The sequence below is a fragment of the Cellulomonas chitinilytica genome (assembly GCF_016862675.1).
Lineage (GTDB): Bacteria > Actinomycetota > Actinomycetes > Actinomycetales > Cellulomonadaceae > Cellulomonas > Cellulomonas chitinilytica.
Genome location: NZ_BONK01000006.1, coordinates 260651 through 278754, shown reverse-complemented (window position 1 = coordinate 278754; position 18104 = coordinate 260651). Strand labels below are relative to the sequence as shown.

At 74.1% G+C, this 18104-nt stretch carries 16 protein-coding genes; 5 read left to right on the top strand and 11 right to left on the bottom strand.

Going from position 1 to position 18104, the window contains the following annotated elements:
• The first annotated feature begins 62 nt into the window (after nucleotides 1–62).
• Together Cch01nite_RS10915 and Cch01nite_RS10910 are read left to right on the top strand one after the other, a co-directional pair.
• Nucleotides 63–722: a GNAT family N-acetyltransferase gene (locus Cch01nite_RS10915; RefSeq protein WP_239070256.1), complete on the top strand. Its 660-nt coding sequence runs from the start codon at nucleotides 63–65 to the stop codon at nucleotides 720–722.
• 81 nt (nucleotides 723–803) lie between these two features.
• The gene (locus Cch01nite_RS10910) at nucleotides 804–2537 is read left to right on the top strand and encodes a bifunctional 3'-5' exonuclease/DNA polymerase (protein WP_203753213.1); all 1734 of its coding nucleotides are present in this window, start codon (nucleotides 804–806) and stop codon (nucleotides 2535–2537) included.
• Between the two features lie 64 nt (nucleotides 2538–2601).
• Here the strand turns inward: Cch01nite_RS10910 and Cch01nite_RS10905 are convergent, their stop codons facing one another.
• The 8 genes from Cch01nite_RS10905 to Cch01nite_RS10870 all read right to left on the bottom strand — a co-directional run bounded on the left by Cch01nite_RS10905 (nucleotide 2602) and on the right by Cch01nite_RS10870 (nucleotide 10784).
• The gene (locus tag Cch01nite_RS10905; protein WP_203753210.1) at nucleotides 2602–3333 is read right to left on the bottom strand and encodes a cupin domain-containing protein; all 732 of its coding nucleotides are present in this window, start codon (nucleotides 3331–3333) and stop codon (nucleotides 2602–2604) included.
• Nucleotides 3330–4379 carry a DUF6807 domain-containing protein gene (locus tag Cch01nite_RS10900; protein WP_203753207.1) on the bottom strand — a complete coding sequence of 350 codons (1050 nt, stop codon included), beginning with the start codon at nucleotides 4377–4379 and terminating at the stop codon, nucleotides 3330–3332. The genes Cch01nite_RS10905 and Cch01nite_RS10900 overlap by 4 nt, the downstream gene beginning before the upstream one ends.
• A complete protein-coding gene (locus Cch01nite_RS10895) occupies nucleotides 4376–5851 on the bottom strand; it encodes a Gfo/Idh/MocA family protein (RefSeq protein WP_203753359.1) in 1476 nt (491 codons plus the stop codon). The genes Cch01nite_RS10900 and Cch01nite_RS10895 overlap by 4 nt, the downstream gene beginning before the upstream one ends.
• A 248-nt stretch (nucleotides 5852–6099) precedes the next feature.
• Nucleotides 6100–6819, bottom strand: coding sequence for a glycoside hydrolase family 16 protein (locus Cch01nite_RS10890; RefSeq protein ID WP_203753205.1), 720 nt, complete (start codon nucleotides 6817–6819; stop codon nucleotides 6100–6102).
• 8 nt (nucleotides 6820–6827) lie between these two features.
• Nucleotides 6828–7433 (bottom strand): hypothetical protein, encoded by a 606-nt coding sequence (locus Cch01nite_RS10885; protein WP_239070255.1) that lies wholly within the window; start codon nucleotides 7431–7433, stop codon nucleotides 6828–6830.
• Nucleotides 7434–7459: 26 nt separating this feature from the next.
• Nucleotides 7460–8398 carry a carbohydrate ABC transporter permease gene (locus tag Cch01nite_RS10880; protein ID WP_203753353.1) on the bottom strand — a complete coding sequence of 313 codons (939 nt, stop codon included), beginning with the start codon at nucleotides 8396–8398 and terminating at the stop codon, nucleotides 7460–7462.
• A 14-nt stretch (nucleotides 8399–8412) separates the two neighbouring features.
• A complete protein-coding gene (locus Cch01nite_RS10875; protein ID WP_203753350.1) occupies nucleotides 8413–9357 on the bottom strand; it encodes a carbohydrate ABC transporter permease in 945 nt (314 codons plus the stop codon).
• A gap of 101 nt (nucleotides 9358–9458) precedes the next feature.
• Nucleotides 9459–10784, bottom strand: a complete 1326-nt coding sequence (locus Cch01nite_RS10870; protein ID WP_203753202.1) for an ABC transporter substrate-binding protein — start codon at nucleotides 10782–10784, stop codon at nucleotides 9459–9461.
• A 269-nt stretch (nucleotides 10785–11053) separates the two neighbouring features.
• On the opposite strand from Cch01nite_RS10870, the gene Cch01nite_RS10865 reads away from it, so the two are divergent.
• From Cch01nite_RS10865 to Cch01nite_RS10855, 3 genes are all read left to right on the top strand, one after another.
• A complete protein-coding gene (locus Cch01nite_RS10865; protein ID WP_203753187.1) occupies nucleotides 11054–12265 on the top strand; it encodes an alpha-hydroxy acid oxidase in 1212 nt (403 codons plus the stop codon).
• 16 nt (nucleotides 12266–12281) lie between these two features.
• Nucleotides 12282–13577, top strand: a complete 1296-nt coding sequence (locus Cch01nite_RS10860) for an MFS transporter (protein WP_373309922.1) — start codon at nucleotides 12282–12284, stop codon at nucleotides 13575–13577.
• Nucleotides 13578–13662: 85 nt separating this feature from the next.
• Nucleotides 13663–14586 carry an NADP-dependent oxidoreductase gene (locus Cch01nite_RS10855; protein ID WP_203753184.1) on the top strand — a complete coding sequence of 308 codons (924 nt, stop codon included), beginning with the start codon at nucleotides 13663–13665 and terminating at the stop codon, nucleotides 14584–14586.
• 58 nt (nucleotides 14587–14644) lie between these two features.
• On the opposite strand, the gene Cch01nite_RS10850 is transcribed toward Cch01nite_RS10855, so the two are convergent.
• From Cch01nite_RS10850 to Cch01nite_RS10840, 3 genes are all read right to left on the bottom strand, one after another.
• Nucleotides 14645–16549 carry a hypothetical protein gene (locus Cch01nite_RS10850; RefSeq protein WP_203753181.1) on the bottom strand — a complete coding sequence of 635 codons (1905 nt, stop codon included), beginning with the start codon at nucleotides 16547–16549 and terminating at the stop codon, nucleotides 14645–14647.
• Nucleotides 16550–16760: 211 nt separating this feature from the next.
• The gene (locus tag Cch01nite_RS10845; RefSeq protein ID WP_203753178.1) at nucleotides 16761–17708 is read right to left on the bottom strand and encodes a putative periplasmic lipoprotein; all 948 of its coding nucleotides are present in this window, start codon (nucleotides 17706–17708) and stop codon (nucleotides 16761–16763) included.
• Nucleotides 17709–17753: 45 nt separating this feature from the next.
• Nucleotides 17754–18101, bottom strand: a complete 348-nt coding sequence (locus Cch01nite_RS10840) for a hypothetical protein (protein ID WP_203753175.1) — start codon at nucleotides 18099–18101, stop codon at nucleotides 17754–17756.
• Between the last annotated feature and the right edge of the window lie 3 nt (nucleotides 18102–18104).

Here is an 18104-nt window from a genome sequence, read left to right as displayed (position 1 = left end):
GCGCGGACGAACCGGGACGGATGGGTTGCATCTGGACGCATGTCCCAGAGAAGATGCGCGACATGCTCGCACCGCCCCCGCCCGACGTCGTCGTGCCCCTGCGCCCCGAGGACGTCCGCGCGGCCGCGACGGTCCTGGCGGCGGCCCTCGCCGAGGACCCGGGTTTCGTGCACCTGTTCCCCGTGCGCCGTCGCCGGGAGCACGAGCTGCGGGCGATGTACCGCATGACGCTGTCCGACTCGGTGCGGTACGGCCGCGCGTTCGTGACGAAGCTGCACGGCGTCGTGACCGGCGCCATCGCGATCTACCCGCCCGGCACGTACCCGATGACGGCGGCCCGCTGGTGGCGCCAGGCGGGCCGCATCGCCCGGATCGCGCTGTACACCCGCGAGCACAGCCTGGGCATCATCCGGTTCGGCGACGTGACCGCGTCGGGCGTGCCCACGGACACCTGGTACGTCGAGGCGCTCGGCGTCCGGCCCGACCTGCAGCGCGCGGGTCGCGGCAAGCGGCTCATGGCGGCGGCGTTCGGGCTCGTCGACGGCGACGAGGCGCCGAGCTACCTGGAGACGACCAAGCCGGACAACGTCGGGTACTACCAGGCGCTGGGGTACGACCCCGTCCGGGAGCCGCTGCCGCTCGCCGAGGGCGGGCCGTGGATCTTCGCGATGCGACGGACCGAGCGGCGGGCGGTGGACGCGCCGGTCGCGAAGGCGGGCTGACCGGGCCGGCACCGGCACGGCCGACCCGCCGTGAGGTGCGCCGGGCCGTCGGGCTGTCGGTGGTGGCGGCGACAATGTGCCGTGCCCTTGCAGCTCGTGCTCGACGACCCGGTCCGTCCCGGCGTCGTCCTGCTGCAGGAGCTCACGGACGACGGGCAGCCGCTGACCCGCACGGAGGTGCCCGCCGCCGGGCTCCCGGCCGCCGTCGCCGACCGGGAACGGGACCGCCCCCGCTGGGTGTGGGACGACACGTCCCGCCGCTACCCGCCGCTGCTCGACGCCGGGGTGCGGGTCGAACGCTGCCACGACCTGCGGCTGTGCCACGCGATCCTGCGGCACAGCGCGTACACCGCCGGGACGCCCGTCGCCGTCGGCCCGCGGACCGCGTGGGACGGCCCGCGGCCGAGCGCGCCGCAGCCCGTCGAGGCGAGCCTGTTCGACGCGGACGACGAGCCGGCCCCGGTTCCTGGAGGCGACGGCCTCGACCCCGCCGCGGAGCTGACCCGCCAGCTCGCGTCCGTCGCCGGCGCGACGCACCCCGGCCGCCTGCGCCTGCTGCTCGCCGCCGAGTCCACGGGTGCCCTGATCGCCGAGGAGATGCGGCACGACGGCCTGCCGTGGAGCGCACGGACGCACGACGAGATCCTCACGCGGATGCTCGGACCTCGGCCCCGGGCGGGCAGCCGGCCGGCCACGCTCGAGGCGCTCGCCGACCGGGTGCGCACCGCGCTCGACCAGCCGTCGCTCAACCCTGACTCGCAGCCGGACCTGCTGCGCGGCCTGCGCCTGGCCGGGTTCGACCTGGCGTCGACGAGCAAGTGGGAGATCCAGGCGCTCGACCACCCCGTCCGGGAGCCGCTCCTGGAGTACAAGAAGCTGTCCCGGCTGCTCAGCGCGAACGGGTGGGCCTGGATCGACACGTGGGTGCACGACGGCCGGTTCCGGCCCGAGTACGTGCCCGCGGGGGTGGTGTCGGGCCGGTGGGCGACGAACGGCGGCGGCGCGCTGCAGCTCCCCGCGGCGATCCGGGCGGCCGTGCGGGCGGACCCGGGGTGGCGGCTCGTCGTCGCGGACGCCGCGCAGCTCGAGCCGCGGGTCCTGGCCGCGATGTCGGGCGACCTCGCGATGGCCGCGGCAGCACGTCGGGCGGACCTGTACCAGGGGGTCGTCGAGGCGGGGATCGTCCAGAGCCGCAAGGACGCCAAGTACGCGATGCTCGGCGCGATCTACGGCGCGACGACCGGTGCGAGCGCGGCCCTCATGCCGCAGCTCACGCGCGCGTACCCCCGGGCGGTCGGGCTCGTCGAGGACGCCGCCCGGGCCGGTGAGCGCGGCGAGGTCGTCACCACGTGGCTCGGCCGCTCGTCACCCGTGCCCGACGCCGAGTGGCAGGACGCCCTGCACGCGGCCGCGGCCGAGGGCGCCGGGGCCGAGGAGGTCCGGGCGGCCCGTCGTCGCGGCCGCGACTGGGGCCGGTTCACGCGCAACTTCGTCGTGCAGGGCACAGCCGCCGAGTGGGCGCTGTGCTGGATGGCGGCGCTGCGCCGGCGGCTGCTGGCGATCGACGGGACCGCGGAGCCGATGCTCGGGCAGGCGGCCGACGGGTCGGCCGAGGGCGGCGCGCGCGGGCGGCCGCACCTGGTGTTCTTCCTGCACGACGAGGTCGTGGTGCACACCCCCGCCGACGTCGCGGAGCGGGTCGCCGACGCCGTCCGTGAGGCCGCCGCGGAGGCGGGGCGGCTGCTGTTCGGCGGGTTCCCCGTAGAGTTCTCGCTCGACGTGTCGGTGGTCGACAGCTACGACCAGGCGGACTGACCCGGCGGCATGACCCGGCGGCCTGACCCGGCGGACCGACCCGGCGGACCGGCCTGCCGGGGCGTCAGCCGCTCGACGGCCAGACGCGCAGCCGCCCGCACATCCCGTACCGGCGGGCACCGGGCTCCGCCTGGGCGGCGGAGGTCCGCGCGGCGCCGAACCCTGGCACGACTCCGCGGGCCAGCCCTTCGAGCAGCAGCGCGGACGCGTCGGTCTCGGCCAGGACGGTCCGCGTCCACCGGTCCTGCCAGTGCGGCACGGCCGGGCGCACGAGCCGGACGGCGGCGTCGTGCAGGGCACGCGTCGCGGCGACGGGTCCGACGCGCGCGACGTCGTCGAGCAGCTCGCGGTACCCCTCGACGGCCAGGTCGCGGCGCCGTCGGGCCGCCGCCGCGAGGTCGTCGTCCCGGGCCCCGGCCCCTGGCAGGGTGGCCGCCGCCCGGTACGCCGCCGCGTCCGCGAGCACGGCACGCGGGAAGGTGAGCACGGCGTCGCCCGCCTCGGGCAGCCCGGCGTTCGACATGACGACGAGCACCTCGAGGTCGCCGTCGTTGACGGCCCGGTGGACGACGCCGGGGTCGAACCGCACGACGGACCCCGGCCCCACCCGGTGCTCGTGGAACCCGGAGGCGTCGAGCGTGTGCACGGCGCCCGTGCCGGCGAGCACCAGGTACGCCTCGGCCGAGGCGACGTGCAGGTGCGGCGACCCCGACCCGACCAGGCCGACCCCGTCGGCCGCGGGCCAGTCGTAGACCCGCAGGTGGCTGACCGACACGCCGCCGGGCAGCACGCTCATGCGCCCAGGATGCCGCGACCGAGGTCCGCGAGCGCGGCGGCGCCGGTCTCGTCGACGGCACCGTCCGCCACGGCGACCGCGTAGCGGAACCGCAGGGTGTCGCCGGGCCCGAACGGCACCTCGGTGGAGAAGAACGGCGCGGGGGCGAGGCAGCCGAACAGCTCGGTGCGGGCGAACCACTGCGGCGGGTGCTGCGGGTTGTCGGCGGCGTCGACCATGACGACGCTCGACGCGCGGCCGACGTCGTCGTGCTGCCCGACGAACCCCATCCACGGCGCCCGGGTGCCGCGCGCCTCCTCGCCGCCGGTGAACCCGGGGGCCAGCAGGGTGCCGCCGGTGAACGAGCGGGGGCCGCGCCAGAACAGGCCGCCGTAGCCGGCGTTGTCGCGGCCGCGCGTCGTGGGCGACCCGAGCGGGAGGTCGTCGGGCGAGACGTTGGTCATGGTGGTCGCGAAGGTGAGGAACCAGACGTTGTCGCGGTCGCGCGGGACGACGACGGCGAGCTCGCGGCGCTCGTCGACCACGTGCGCGCCGGCCTGCGTGTGCCACGCGAGGGTGTGGGCGAGGTCGACCCGGTCGGCGCCGCCCGCGCTGCTGTCCGCGGTGCCGTGTGTGGTGCCGACCGCGAGGACGTCGAGGGCCTGGTGGTCCATCGACCCGTCGTTGTCGAGCTGCACGTACCCCTGGCCGTGCACGTAGGTGGGCCCGCCCCAGAAGTTGTGCTCGCCGACCACGGGCAGCGACCAGGCGATCCCCTTGTGCCACACGTGGTCGTGCGGCCGGAACGCGGTGACGAGGTCGCCGCCGCGGGTCCGCACGGGGTGCAGGTACGGGCGGGGGCTCTCGAGCTGGGCGTCGTCGGGCACGTACACGTACCGCGCGAGGACGACGCCCGCGGCGCCGATGTCGACGGACCGGCCGACGTCGTGCTGCGCGGTGACCCGGGGCCGAGGGTCGAGACGCGGACGCGTCGTCGCACGGGCGGTCGCGACGGCCGCCGTGCCCCGCGTCCCGGTGCGCCCGACGGCCTCCGGCCCGGAGGTCACCGGACCGCCACGGGGGCCGCCGTCGTGAGCGACAGGTCCGCGCCGAGGTCGAGGTCGCGGATCGTCACGGGCAGCCCGGTGACGAGCGACTGGTTGGCGGCGATGCCGACGGCGACGGCCCGCAGCCCGTCGAGGTACCCGGCGGGCCGCCCGAGGGCGTCCTCCTCGACGCGCAGGTGCCGGCGGAAGACGTCCTTGAGCAGGATCGCGTCACCGCCCCCGTGCCCGCCGATGCCGGCCGGGATCGGGTGCTCGACGGGCTGCTCCCAGTGCCGCTGGACGAGCAACCGCTCCCCCTCGGGCCGCAGCGACGGACGTGCGGACGCACCGGGCGTGGCGGACGGGTCGAGGATCGCGTTGCCGTGCTCGTCGAGCTCGACGGCGCCGCGCTCGACGACCTCGAGCTCGGCCCGCCCGGCCGTGCCGTTGACGGCGACCCGGTACCCCTCCCAGGGGCTGTGCGCGTTGAGGGAGTACGTCATGGTCGCGCCGCGGCGGTAGTCGACGACGAGCGCGAGGTTGTCCTCGATGGTGATGCCGGGCCCGAACACGTCCTGGTCGCGCAGGTAGCCGTCGTGGTACTCGGCGTCGAGGTACAGCGACCTCAGGCGCGGGTCGTGGGTCAGGTCGAGCGCGAACGGGTCGCCGGTCGTCCCCGTCCCGCGTGCCGGCCGGGGCCCGAGGCCGCGTGCGGCGGCGTTCCGGTCGCCGTAGAACCGCAGCCCGCCCGACGCGTACACGCGTGACGGCACGTCGCCCAGCCACCAGTTGACGAGGTCGAAGTGGTGGCTCGACTTGTGCACCAGCAGCCCGCCCGAGTTCCGCTTCTCGCGGTGCCACCGACGGAAGTAGTCGGCGCCGTGCACGGTGTCGAGCACCCACTCGAAGTGCACGCTCGTGACGTCGCCGATCGCGCCGGAGCGGACGACCTCGCGCAGCGAGCTGTTCCGCGGGGCGTACCGGTAGTTGAACGTCATGGTGACGTCGCGGCCGGACTCGGCGACCGCCGACGTGATCCGCCGGCAGCCGGCGCGGTCGGTGGTGAGGGGCTTCTCGACGACGACGTCGGCGCCCGCGGCGAGCGCGCGGGCCACGAGGTCGGCGTGCGCGTGGTCGGGGGCGGTGACGATCACGACGTCGACGCGCTGCTCGGCGACCATCCGCTCGAGCCCGTCGGGCGTGTACCGGGGCAGCCGCGCGGGGCCGTCGAGCCCGAGCGCGGCACCGACCTCGGCGTCGTAGTGGTCGATGCGGCCCGGGTTGGGGTCGAGCCACGCGACGAGCGTCGCGACGTCGGCGTGCTCGCCGGTGACCGCGCCGACGTACATGCCGGCGCGGTGGCCGGTGCCGGCGACCGCGACGCGGCGCTGCTCGCCGGGCGGGGCGGGGGCGAACGCGGGGATCACGCCCGGACCGGGCGCGGCACTCGCGCTCGACGGCGGGCGGGGCGCGGTGGGGTTCTGGTCGACCACGGCGGCCGCGCCGGCGGTCGTCCCGGCGGTCGTGCCTGCGGTCGGGCCGTCGGCCGGGCCGCTCGTCGTCGTGGGGGCGGGGGTCACATCGGTCTCGATCACGGTGGTGGTGTCCGGTCCTCTCGCCGCGGTGCGTCGTCGCACCGACGCTTGGAAAGCGCGTTCCGTCTCGGCAAGCGTAGGCCGAGAACGGCCGGTGGACCAGACCTCGGGACGTGTCGTCGAACCGATACGAGCGCCATGCCCGGTCAGCCGGCCACGCCGTGCACCCGCACCCAGTCCACGAGCATCGTCGCCGGGAGCCGCAGCCCCGCGGCGTCGTTCCCGGGCCAGCGGCCACCGACCGCGACGTTGAGCACCAGGAAGAACGGGTGCCGGAACGGCCACGGGCCGGGCACGTCGGCGGGGGCCACCCGGTGGTAGGGCATGCCGTCCAGCTCCCAGCGGATCTCGTCGGGAGCCCACTCGACCGCGTAGACGTGGAACGCGTCCGCGAGCGCCGACGACGCCTGGACCGATCCCGTCACCCCGCTCCCGAGCCCGGCGTAGCCCGGTCCGTGCACGGTCCCGTGCACCGCCCGTGGCTGCGACCCGACGTGCTCCATCACGTCGATCTCGCCGCACGCCGGCCAGCCGACGTCGCCGAGGTCCGTGCCCAGCATCCAGAACGCCGACCACAGCCCGGACCCCCGTGGCTGCCGGATGCGGGCCTCGACGCGGCCGTGCCGCACGTCGACGGTGCCGGAGGTGGTGAGCCGCGCGGAGGTGACGTCCTCCCCGCCGTGCGCCGTGAGCGCGAGCTGGTGCCCGGACGTGACGTGGGCGTTGCGGAGGTCGGCCGTGTAGCGCTGCACCTGCTCGTCACCCCAGCCGCCCGCCCCGACCTCGTGCCGCCACACCCGAGGGTCGGGCGGCGAGCCCGGCCGTCCGTCGAACTCGTCCGACCAGACGAGGCGGCGCGACGCCATCGAGAGGCTCAGCGCTTCCCGGCACGCCGCTCGACCGCGACCACCGCGAGCGACAGGAGCCCCGGCACGAGCACCGCCAGCGGGGGCAGCATCCACACGATCACCGCGCACAGCCCCAGGGCCACGACCAGCAGGAACGACCCGGCGAGGTCGTCGCCCGTCCGTCGCCCGGCGGCCCGCAGCACGTCGTTCCAGCGGGCGCCGGGCACCCACCCGGCGGCGGACCGCAGCAGCACGACGAGCAGCGTCACGGCTATGACCGCCGAGAAGACACGCACGCCGGTCCCGCCCGGGAGCACCCCGGAGCCGGCGACCTGCACGTTGAACAGCAGCACCACGAGCAGCAGCACGGACGCCACCGACACGACCCACACGCCCCGGCACGCGGCCCGGAACTCGGCCCACAGGTCGGCGAGGGTGTCGGACCGGCCGTCGAGGTGCCGCCGCAGGTGCGCGACGCCCGCAGCGAGGGCGGGGAGCGCGGTGACGACCGGCAGGCTCAGCAGCGAGACCCCGAGCCCGACGACCAGCGACTCGCTGAACAGCCCGAACCGCCCCCCGCCCAGCAGGGGCCGCTCCGGAGGGACCGGGGAGTCGTCGCGTTCCTCGCTCACGGGCTCCAGCGTCGCACGCGCGGCCATCAGCCCTTGAGCCCCTGCGTGGCCACGCCCTCGACGAGGTACCGCTGGAAGATCAGGAAGAACAGCAGCACCGGCACGAGCGCGAGCACGGCCATCGCCATCTGCGCGCCGTAGTCGGAGGTCGTCGTCTGGTCGACGAACAGCCGCAGCGCCACCGGCAGCGAGTACAGGTTCGGCTTCGACAGGTAGATGAGCGGCCCGAAGAAGTCGTTCCACGACCAGATGAACGCGAAGATCGAGCTCGTCACGAGGGCGGGCTTCATCAGCGGCAGCATGATCGACCGGAAGATCCGCACGTGCCCGGCGCCGTCGATGCGGGCGGCCTCGTCGAGCTCGCGCGGCAGGTTCCGCATGAACTGGACCATGAGGAACACGAAGAACGCCTCGGCCGCGAGGAACTTCCCGATGAGCAGCGGCACGTACGTGTCGACCAGGTGCAGCCGGCTGAACACGATGTACTGCGGGATGATCACGACGTGGAACGGCAGCAGCAGCGTGCCGATCATCAGGGCGAAGAACACGTTGCGGCCGGGGAACTCGATGCGGGCGAACGCGTAGGCGGACACCGAGCACGACAGCGTGATGCCGATGACCGACCCGAGCGCCAGGATCAGCGAGTTCGTGAAGAACCGCCAGAACGAGACGCCGCCGATCCCCTGCAGGGCCTTGGCGAAGTTGTCGAACGACGCGTCCTTCGGGATGAGGCTGACGTTGCCGACGATGTCGGCGGTCGGCTTGAAGGCCGAGACGAGCATCCAGACGGCCGGGTAGAGGATCACCACGACCAGCGCGAGCGCGAGCACGTGGAACACCACGGACCTCACGTTCGTCCGGTTGCGGTGCCGGCGGTGCAGCCGGGCGCTCTCCTCGACGGTGACGGTCGGGCCCGAGGGCACGGCGGTCGACGACACGGACGCGACGGTCGACCCGGTCGGCATGGCGGCGGCGGTGGTCACTTGCCCTCCCCGGAGTAGTGCACCCAGAACTTCGAGCTGCGGAAGAAGATCAGCGTGAGGATCCCGACGACGACGACGAGCACCCAGGCCATCGCCGACGCGTACCCCATCCGGAAGTCCTGGAAGCCGCGGAAGTAGAGGTACAGCGTGTAGAAGAGGGTCGACCGGGCCGGCCCACCGGTGCCGTTCGAGATGATGAACGCCGACGCGAACACCTGGAACGCGTGGATCGTCTCGAGCAGCAGGTTGAAGAAGATGACGGGCGACAGCATCGGCAGCGTGATCTTCAGGAACTTGCGTCCGGGCCCGGCGCCGTCGACCGACGCGGCCTCGTAGAGCTCGTTCGGGATCTGCTTGAGGCCGGCCAGGAAGATCACCATGGGCGCCCCGAACTGCCAGATGGTCAGCATGATGAGCATCGGCATGGTGCGCGACGGGTCGCCGACCCAGCCGCCCTCGGGGAAGCCGAAGAACACCTGGATCCGGTCGACGATGCCGTGGTCGATGAACATCGCCTTCCAGACGATGGCGATCGACACGGACGCCCCGATGAGCGACGGCGCGTAGAACGACGAGCGGTAGAACCCCTTGCCGCGGTGCGCCGTGTTGAGCAGCATCGCGACGCCGAGGGCGGCGGCGAGCTTGAGCGGCGTCCCGAAGATCACGTACGTGCCGGTGACCTTCCACGCCTGCAGGTAGTTCGGGTCCTTGAACAGGAGCCGGAAGTTGTCCAGGCCGATCCACTTCGGCGGCGCGAACAGGTTGTAGTTCGTGAACGACAGGTACAGCGACGTGAGCATCGGTCCGGCCGTCAGCACGACGAACCCGATCAGCCACGGGGCGAGGAAGGCGTACCCGGCGCGGGTCTCGGCGCGCTGCCGGCGGCGGCGGACGTCGGACGGGCGGGGTCGGGGGCGGGTCCCGACGGGTGCCTCGGCGATGAGGGTCACGGTGGTTCCGATCGTCGTCGACGGAGGTGGCGACCCCCGCCGGTCCGGACGGCGGGCCGCCCGCCCGTGCTGGACGGGCGGCCCACCGGCGGTCACTGGGTGCTGAGCTCGGCCTCCGAGAACCACTGGGAGGCGAAGTCCTCGGGCGAGAGCGTGCCGTAGCCGAGCTCCTCGCCGAGGGACTTCCACTTGGCCTCGATGGCGCCGAAGCCCTTCACGGGGATCGGGGTCGGCTCGGTGACCGAGTCGGCGACCTTCTCCTCGTACGCGATGACCTGGGCGTCGACGCTGCCCTCCTCGGTCGTCACGGCCGCACGCTGCTTCGAGTCGGCCGGAACGCCCTTGGAGGTGCCGAAGATCTTGCCGACCTCGGGGTCCGTGAGCAGGAAGTTGATGAGCGTCGCCGCGGCCTCGGGGTGCTTGGTGTTCGCGCCCGACGACAGCAGCATCGACGGCTTGTAGAACAGGTGCTTCTCGCCGGCCTTGATGGACGGGATCTGCGCCATGGCCAGGTCGGCGGTGCCGGAGTCGGCGACGTAGCCGGCCAGGAAGTTGTCCCAGCTCATCTCGGACGCGGTCTCGTTCACCGTGAACCCGCCCTTGGGCGCGAGCGCCACGTTCCGGTCCGTCGGGTACACCTGCTTGGCGTCCCGCAGGTCGGCGGTGAGGTTCAGGAACTCGACGATGTCCTTCTCCTTGAACCCGAAGGTGCCGTCGTCCTCGAACGGCGTGATGCCCTTCTGCAGGAGCCACTGGATGAAGAACCAGAAGGTGCCGGTGTAGTCGACGGCGCCGTAGAGGCCGTAGCCGTCGGCGGTCTTCGCCCCGGCGTCGGAGACGTCCGCGATGAAGTCGTTGTACTGGTCCCACGTGTACTTGGTGTCGTCCGGGAACGTCGCGCCCGTCGCCTCGATGACGTGCGGGTTCTGGAACATCGCGAACGTGTTGGTCGAGGTGGGGATGCCGACGGTCTTGCCGTCGAGCTCACCGGACTTCACGAGGTTCTCGTCGAAGTTCGACAGGTCGATCGAGCCGTTCTCCACGTACGGCGCGAGGTCGAGGAGCTGCCCGTTCTGGCTGAACTCGCGCAGGTAGGACAGGTCGAACTGCATGACGTCCGGCAGGGCACGGCCGGCGGCCTCGGTGGAGCGCTTCGTCCAGTAGTCGGGGAACGCGGCGAAGCTGGTCTGGACGGTGATGTACGGGTACTTCGTCTTGAACAGGGCGAGGGCCTCGTTGTAGCGGGCGGCCCGGTCGTCGTTGCCCCACCACGTGAAGTTGATGGTGACGGGGCTGGTGTCGGGGCCGGTGGAGGTGGGGGCGGCCTCGTCGTCGCCCGCGTCACCACCGGCGCACGCGGCGAGGGTGAGTGCGGCGGCGGCAGTAACCGCGACCGCCTTCCAGAACGTCCGCTTCATCGTCGGGAGCCTCCTTGCTCGGGGTGTGAAAGCGCATTCCGGACGCTAGGTGAGCGCTTGCCGATGTGTCAACGGATCGCGATGAATCGTTACAAAGCCGCTACCCGGGCAGATCGTCGCGCCGTCGACGCGGCACGCCCCGGGTCCGGAGCCGCGATGGCGACCACCGTGCGACACCCCTCTGGACCGCACCGGGTGACGTGAGTGTATCGTTTCAAAAGATCCACCTCCGTGCAGCCCGACGACGCGCCACACACCCTGGAGCCCCGGTGACCGACCGTCAGATCCCGTCGTGGTCCGAGCTCAAGCCGCTCCTGCGACCCAAGCCGATCCAGCTCGACCCGACCCGTCGTCGCCTCGACGACGCCCTCACGATCGCCGACCTCCGGCAGGTCGCCCGCCGCCGCACCCCCCGCTCGGTCTTCGACTACACCGACGGCGCCGCCGAGGCCGAGATCAGCCTGCGCCGCGCCCGCTCGCTGTTCCGGAACCTCGAGTTCCGGCCCTCGATCCTGCACGACGTCTCCCAGGTCGACACGTCCACCGAGATGCTCGGCACGCGCTCCGCCCTGCCGTTCGCGCTCGCCCCCACCGGCTTCACGCGGATGATGCACCACGAGGGCGAACGGGCCGTCGTCCGCGTCGCCGAGCGCCACCACATCCCGTACGCGCTCTCGACGATGGGCACGACGTCGATCGAGGACGTCGCCGCGGCCGCACCGGACGCCCGCAAGTGGTTCCAGCTCTACGTCTGGAAGGACCGGGCCGCCGGCGAGGACCTCATGGCCCGCGCCAAGGCCGCCGGGTACGAGGCGCTCATGCTCACGGTCGACGTGCCGGTGGCCGGCGCCCGGCTGCGCGACGCCCGCAACGGCTTCTCGATCCCCCCGGCGCTCACCGTCAGGACCGTCCTCGACGCCGCCACCCACCCCGCCTGGTGGATGAACCTGCTGACCACCGAGCCGCTGACGTTCGCGTCGCTGTCGTCGTGGAGCGGGACCGTCGCGGACCTGCTCGACAAGCTCTTCGACGCCTCGATGACGCTCGCGGACCTCGAGTGGCTGCGCGCCTCGTGGGACGGGCCGCTCATCATCAAGGGCATCCAGACGGTCGAGGACGCCCGGCGCGTCACCGAAGCCGGGGCCGACGCGATCGTGCTGTCCAACCACGGCGGACGGCAGCTCGACCGGGCCCCCGTGCCCCTGCGGCTCCTGCCCGACGTCGCGGAGGCCGTCGGCGACCGCACGCAGGTGTGGGTCGACACCGGGATCATGTCCGGCGCCGACGTCGTCGCCGCCATCGCGCTCGGCGCACGGTCGACGCTCGTCGGACGCGCGTACCTCTACGGCCTCATGGCCGGCGGTGAGCGCGGCGTCGACCGGGCCGTCGAGATCCTCACCCGGGAGGTGCGGCGCACGATGGCCCTGCTCGGGGTCGCGTCCGTCGACCAGCTCGGCCCCCAGCACGTCCGGCTCCCCTGACGACCCGGGACGCGTCCTGAGACCCGACCAGCCCAACCCTCCCGACGACCGTCCGCCCCTGCGGCTGCACAACTTCCGCCTGCTCGTCGGCGCGCAGCTGCTCGGCGGCACGGGTATGTGGATGCTCCGCATGGCCGCCGACTGGCTGGTCCTGGAGATCACCGGCAGCTCCGAGGCCGTCGGCGTGCTCGTCGCGCTGCAGTTCCTGCCGCTGCTGCTCGTCGGGCCGTGGGGCGGGCTGCTCGCCGACCGGTACGACAAGCGGCGGCTCGTCGCGATCGCGCAGACCGCGCAGGCGGTGCTCGCCGCCGCGCTCGCCGCCCTCACGTTCACGGGCACCGTCGAGGTCTGGCACCTGTACGTCGCGGCCGCGTTGATGGGGCTGGTCACCGCCGTCGACCAGCCGGCCCGGCAGGTGCTCGTCGGCGAGGTCGTCGGTGACCGCTGGCTGCAACGGGCGGTGAGCACGGTGAACGCGCTCGGTCAGGCCGGCGGGATGATCGGGCCGGCCGTCGCGGGGCTCGTGATCCACCGCTGGGGCGAGTCGTGGGCGTTCACCGCGAACGGCGTCGTCGCCCTCCTGGTCGTGTCGGTCGTGCTGTCGATGCGCCGCCGCGAGCTGCACGTCGCCCCGCCCGTCCGCCCGGCCCGCGGTCAGGTCCGGGAAGGCGTCCGGTACGTGCGGGACCGCCCGCGGCTCGGCTGGGTGATCGTGCTCGCGGGGCTGATGGGGGCGCTCGGCATGAACGGACCGGTCGTGCTGACGGCGTTCGCGCAGGACGTCTGGCACACCGGCGCCGGCGGCTTCGGGCTGTACAACACCGTGAGCGCCGTCGGTGCCTTCACCGGGGTGCTCGTGGGCGCGCGGTTCGTGCGGGTGCGGGCCCGGTCGGTCGTCGTCGCGTCCGCCGCGTTCGCCGTCGCCGAGACGCTCGCGGCGCTGGCGCCGAACCAGGCGACGTTCCTCGTCATGCTCACCGTCGTCGGCGCGACCACCCTGCTGTTCCTCACCACGGCCGCGACCCTCGTGCAGCTCACCGCCGACCGGCCCGTGCGCGGACGGGTCCTCGCCCTCTACTCGCCGCTGCTGCTCGGCGGCCACGCGCTCGGCGGGCTGCTGCAGGGGTGGCTCACCGAGCAGCTCGGTGTCCGGCTCGGCCTGGTGGTCACGGGCGCCCTGGCCCTGCTCGCGACGACGGTCGTCGCGGTCCTCCTCGCCCGGTCGGGCCGCCTGCGCCCGGCCTGGCGCCGAGCACCCTGGCCGCTCACAGTCGTCGTGCACCCGACCCCGGAACCCGCAGCTCACCGTTGATCCTCCCCGAGGCAGCGGCGTGGGGTCGGGCACACCTGCGGGCGGCGTGGAATACGACGGGCACCTGCCGGTGCTGCGAGAAGACATGCGTGCGATCACCTACTCCCGCTACGGCGGCCCCGACGTCCTCGAGCTCACCGACCTGCCCACCCCGAAGGTCGGCCCCGACGCCGTGCTGGTCCGGGTCAAGGCCGCGTCGGTCAACCCGGTCGACTGGAAGGTCCGCCAGGGCTACCTCGACCCGATCATGGACGTCGCCTTCCCGGTGGTGCCGGGCTGGGACGTCGCCGGGGTCGTCGAGCGCGTCGGCCTGGACACCCCGGAGCTGGAGGTCGGCGACGAGGTGTTCGGGTACGTCCGCAAGGACTGGGTCCAGGGCGGCACGTTCGCCGAGTACGTCTCCGCTCCCGTCCGGACGCTCGCCCGCAAGCCGGCGTCCCTCTCGTTCGAGGAGGCCGCCGCGATCCCGCTGGCCGGCCTCACCGCGTACCAGTCGATCCGGCGCGCGGGCGTCACCGCAGGCCAGACTGTGCTCGTGCACGCGGCCGCCGGCGGGGTCGGCGGGTTCGCCGTGCAGATCGCCCGGGCACTGGGCGCGCGCGTCGTCGGCACTGCCTCCGAGCGGAACCACGACCACCTGCGCGACCTCGGCGCCGAGCCGGTGACCTACGGCGACGGCCTCGTCGACCGGGTCCGCGCCCTGGCCCCGGACGGCGTCGACGTGATCCTCGACTACGGCAGCGACGACGCCGTGGCCACCGCTCCGCAGCTCCTCGCCCCCGGCGGCACGATCGCGTCCATCCTCGACCCGAAGGCCCGCGACGAGCTGGGCGGCCACCACGTGTGGGTGCGCCCCTCGACCGCCGACCTCGAGGCGCTCGGCGCCCTGGCAGACGCCGGGAAGCTCAGCGTCGACGTGGCGCAGGTGTTCGACCTGGCCGACGCGGCCGCCGCCCACGAGGCGAGCGCGACCGGGCACGTCCGCGGCAAGGTCGTCGTCCGGGTCTGAGCAGGTGCCGGGCCGGGTCACCCCGGCCCGGCTCCCGGCCGGCGGGCGCCCCTCGCGGTCACCTGCGGGACGCACGTGGAGCGAGCGCGTGAGACACGAGGCGGCGGTCGCGCACGCTGGGACGCACGGCGGCGGCGGCCTCGGGACGGTCCACCGGCAGCGGCAGCGCACCGCCCGGAGCGCTCCAGAACCGCCAGCCCCCCGGGACCTCGCCCCACGACGGGTCCGGCAGGAACCCGGGGGCCGGCCCGGACCACCCGACGGGTGGCGCCGGCCATGACGGCGGCACGCGGAACTCCGTCACCACCTGCTCCGGGAGGACCCCACCCACCCACGGCTGCCCCTGGCGCGCCACCGCCTCGTTCGCGACGTGCTGCGCGACGGCACCCGTGAGCCCGACCGTCACCGCGATGACGAGGAGCGACACCCCGAGGGCTTCGTCGTCGCTCGGCAGGAAGAACGTGCGCAGGGCGAGCGACCAGGCCACCGCCGCGAGCGCTGCGAGCCCGAGGAACGCCGACCCGCCGCGGACCCGGACGGTCGTCGACCGCACGACGCGCCACGCGAGGACGCAGGCGACCACGGGCGACGCGACGGCCGACGCGACCGCGACACCCGCGACGGCGAACGACCGGTAGGGGTGCCACCGCGCGCCGAGGGCCCGGGGGCCGACCTCGCGGTCCGCGTCGTGGATCTGCGCCCAGAGCCGGGAGAACGTGAACGGGACGACGAGCCAGCCGACGAAGGCCACGGAGGTCGCGGCCAGCAGGCCGAACACCTCGAGGGGCGATCGTCGTTCCACGAGGCGGGCGGTCGCCGCCAGCACCACGATGCTCGGCTCGACGTCGGACACGCCGTCGGACGGCGTCGTCCCGGCGCGCCGCGACCGCATCGCGCGCAGGAGCCACACCACGCGCGCCCCGGCCAGCAGGAGCACCAGCAGGACGACCCCGTAGTCCCCCGGCGCCGCGCCGTCGCGGAACAGCAGCAGCCGGTCGGTCTCCGGGTCGAACACGTACAGCCGCAGCACGAACCCGCAGGTCAGGAACGCCCCGAGCAGGCCGAGCGCGAGGTCGAGCGACGGCTCGGCGGGAACCACGCAGCCCGCAGCGCCGAACACCGACCGCTCGTGCGCGTAGAGCCCCACGGCCCGCGGGACGTGCCAGGTGGACGCCGTCCGGCGCAGGTCGGGGTCGTCGCACAGGTTGAACAGCATCCGCTTGACCCGGAAGACCGCGGACATGGGTCGCAGCACGACGTAGGCCGCCACGAGCAGCAGCACCGCGAGCACGAGCACCCCCGCGAGGCCGACCTGGCCCGCGCCCGCGAGCTGGTCGACGAGGCCGGCGGGCGAGAACGTCGTCGAGAACGTCACGAGCCCGTCGACGACCCGCGTCAGCGCCTCCTGCTGCTCGCCGGCGGGGGCGTTGACCCGCAGCACGTGCGCCGCGAGGTCGACGCCTGCCCCGACGAGGGCTCGCGTGACGAGCAGGCCCGCGAGCGCCGACAGCGCGACGACCGTCTTCCACGGGATCGGCGGCAGCGCCGCCCGGTAGTCGGCGACCATCTGCCGGGTCCGGACGCCCTGCTCGTCGAGCTCGTCGAGCGCCGCCCGCCGGGCGTACGCCCGCGAGAGGGTGTCCACGGACCGGGTCACGTGCCGGACCACGAGGATCCGGAGGCCGACCGTGGGTCGCGGGAGCCGCCACCACCGCGCGCACGCTGCCGTGCCCGGCGGTCGGGTCCGCACCCAGACGAGGCCGTGCACCTCCTCGGCGGCGCGGACGACCCGTGCGTACTGGGCGAGGAGCGCCCGGACCTCCTCGTGCCGCAGCTCGAACGGCGCGGCGCCCGGGCTCACGGCGACGACGTCCTCGACGCGCTGTCCATCGACGCGCACGGTCCGGACCTGCGCCTGCGCCGCTCCTGCGCCGGGCCGCCCGTCGGTCGTCTCGAGCACCACCGGGAGCCCCCCTGCGGTCGGCCGGGCCGGGCGCTGCTGTCCGGCCGGACACTGTCCGGAGCACGACTCGCCGCCGGCTGATACCGGGCGTCAGCCTCCCGCCGGGACGGCCGCCGGGCCGAGAGGTACGTCCCCGGCCGGGCGCCCGGTCAGCCGGGACCCCGTTCTCCAGCGCCGACCCGCGCCTCGACCGCCCCGGCGAGCCGATCGGTCAGCTCGCGGCCGGCACCCCGCAGGACGTCCCGACGAAGTCGTGCAGCGCCCCGCGCAGCGAGTCGTCCGCGCCGACGTAGAACACCGGCTGCTCCACCCCGTCGACCCGCGTGTGCAGCCCGAAGAACGTCCCCCGCTTGTCCTCCGCGACGGCGTGCGCGTCGCACCGGGTCGGCACCACGAGCAGCCGGAGGGTCGTGCTCTCGCCGCCGGTGGCGCCGTCGCTCGTGCCCCCCGTCCCCCCGGCGGTCCCACCGTCGGCCGTGTCGACGTCCACGGCCCAGCCCGTCGCCCCGTCCGCCGGCGCCAGCAGCACGGTCCCGTCCACGCCGTTCAGCTCCACCCGCGGCCCACCGGGCACGGGCTCGACCTCCAGGTCCACCTCCGCGACGAACCGTCCGTCGACCTCCTGGATGCCGAGCTCGTCGGCGAGCGTGATCGTCGCCCCGCGCGCGACGGCGGCCGCCGCGCAGTCCTCGCCGTGGATGCGGGCGAGGTGCCCCTGCGGGTCGTCGGGCTGCACGACGAGCGTCGACCGCCTCCCGTCCGGGTCGACGAGGTCGAGCTCGGCCCGCGGCACCCCGGACGTCGCGCTCGTGCAGTCGGGCGTCCCGAGCGCGACGGACACGTCCCGGTCGACCCCCGCCCGGACGGGCCGCTCCCGGTCGCCCGTCGCGACCCCCTCGTCGTCCGGCGTGACCAGCCGCGCCTGCGCGACGGTCACGTCACCCGGTCCGGCGTTCGTCACCCGGAGCTGCACGACCCGCAACGCCCAGTCGCTGCGCGCCTGCCGCACCTCGACGGACAGCCCGGCCAGCACGTCGCCGGGGATCGGCACGGCCGAGCGCGACGGGTCGGGCGTCGGTGCGACCTCGGACGAGGACGGGCTGCACCCCGCGAGCGCGAGCCCGCCCGCGAGGATCAGAGCGCCGACCTGTCGATGCATGCCCTGATGGTGCCGCCTGCCGCCCCGGACCGTCACCCCTGGCCGTCACCAGCTGCGTGGCGGTCGCCGATCGGCCGATCGGCGCGACACCACGAGCCCGACGACCCTGTCGAGCCGTTCGCCGAGCCGGTCCCGGTAGAGACCGTTCTCGCTGACGAGCGATGCGCCCGGGAAAGCCCGCCGCAAGGCGTCTTCTAGGGCGTCACGCGCGCCACGGGCGTCCGCCCTGCTCCGAGGATCGTCGGCGACCTGCTCGGCGACGTCGTCCCAGTAGTGCTCGTCCCAGTGGGACTCGGTGAGCCAGGGCTCGAGCACCTCCACCTCGCGGAGCGCGGCGGACCATCGCGCCACCTCCGCACGGAGTGCCGGCTCTCCGTCGCCCGACGTCGTCACGGC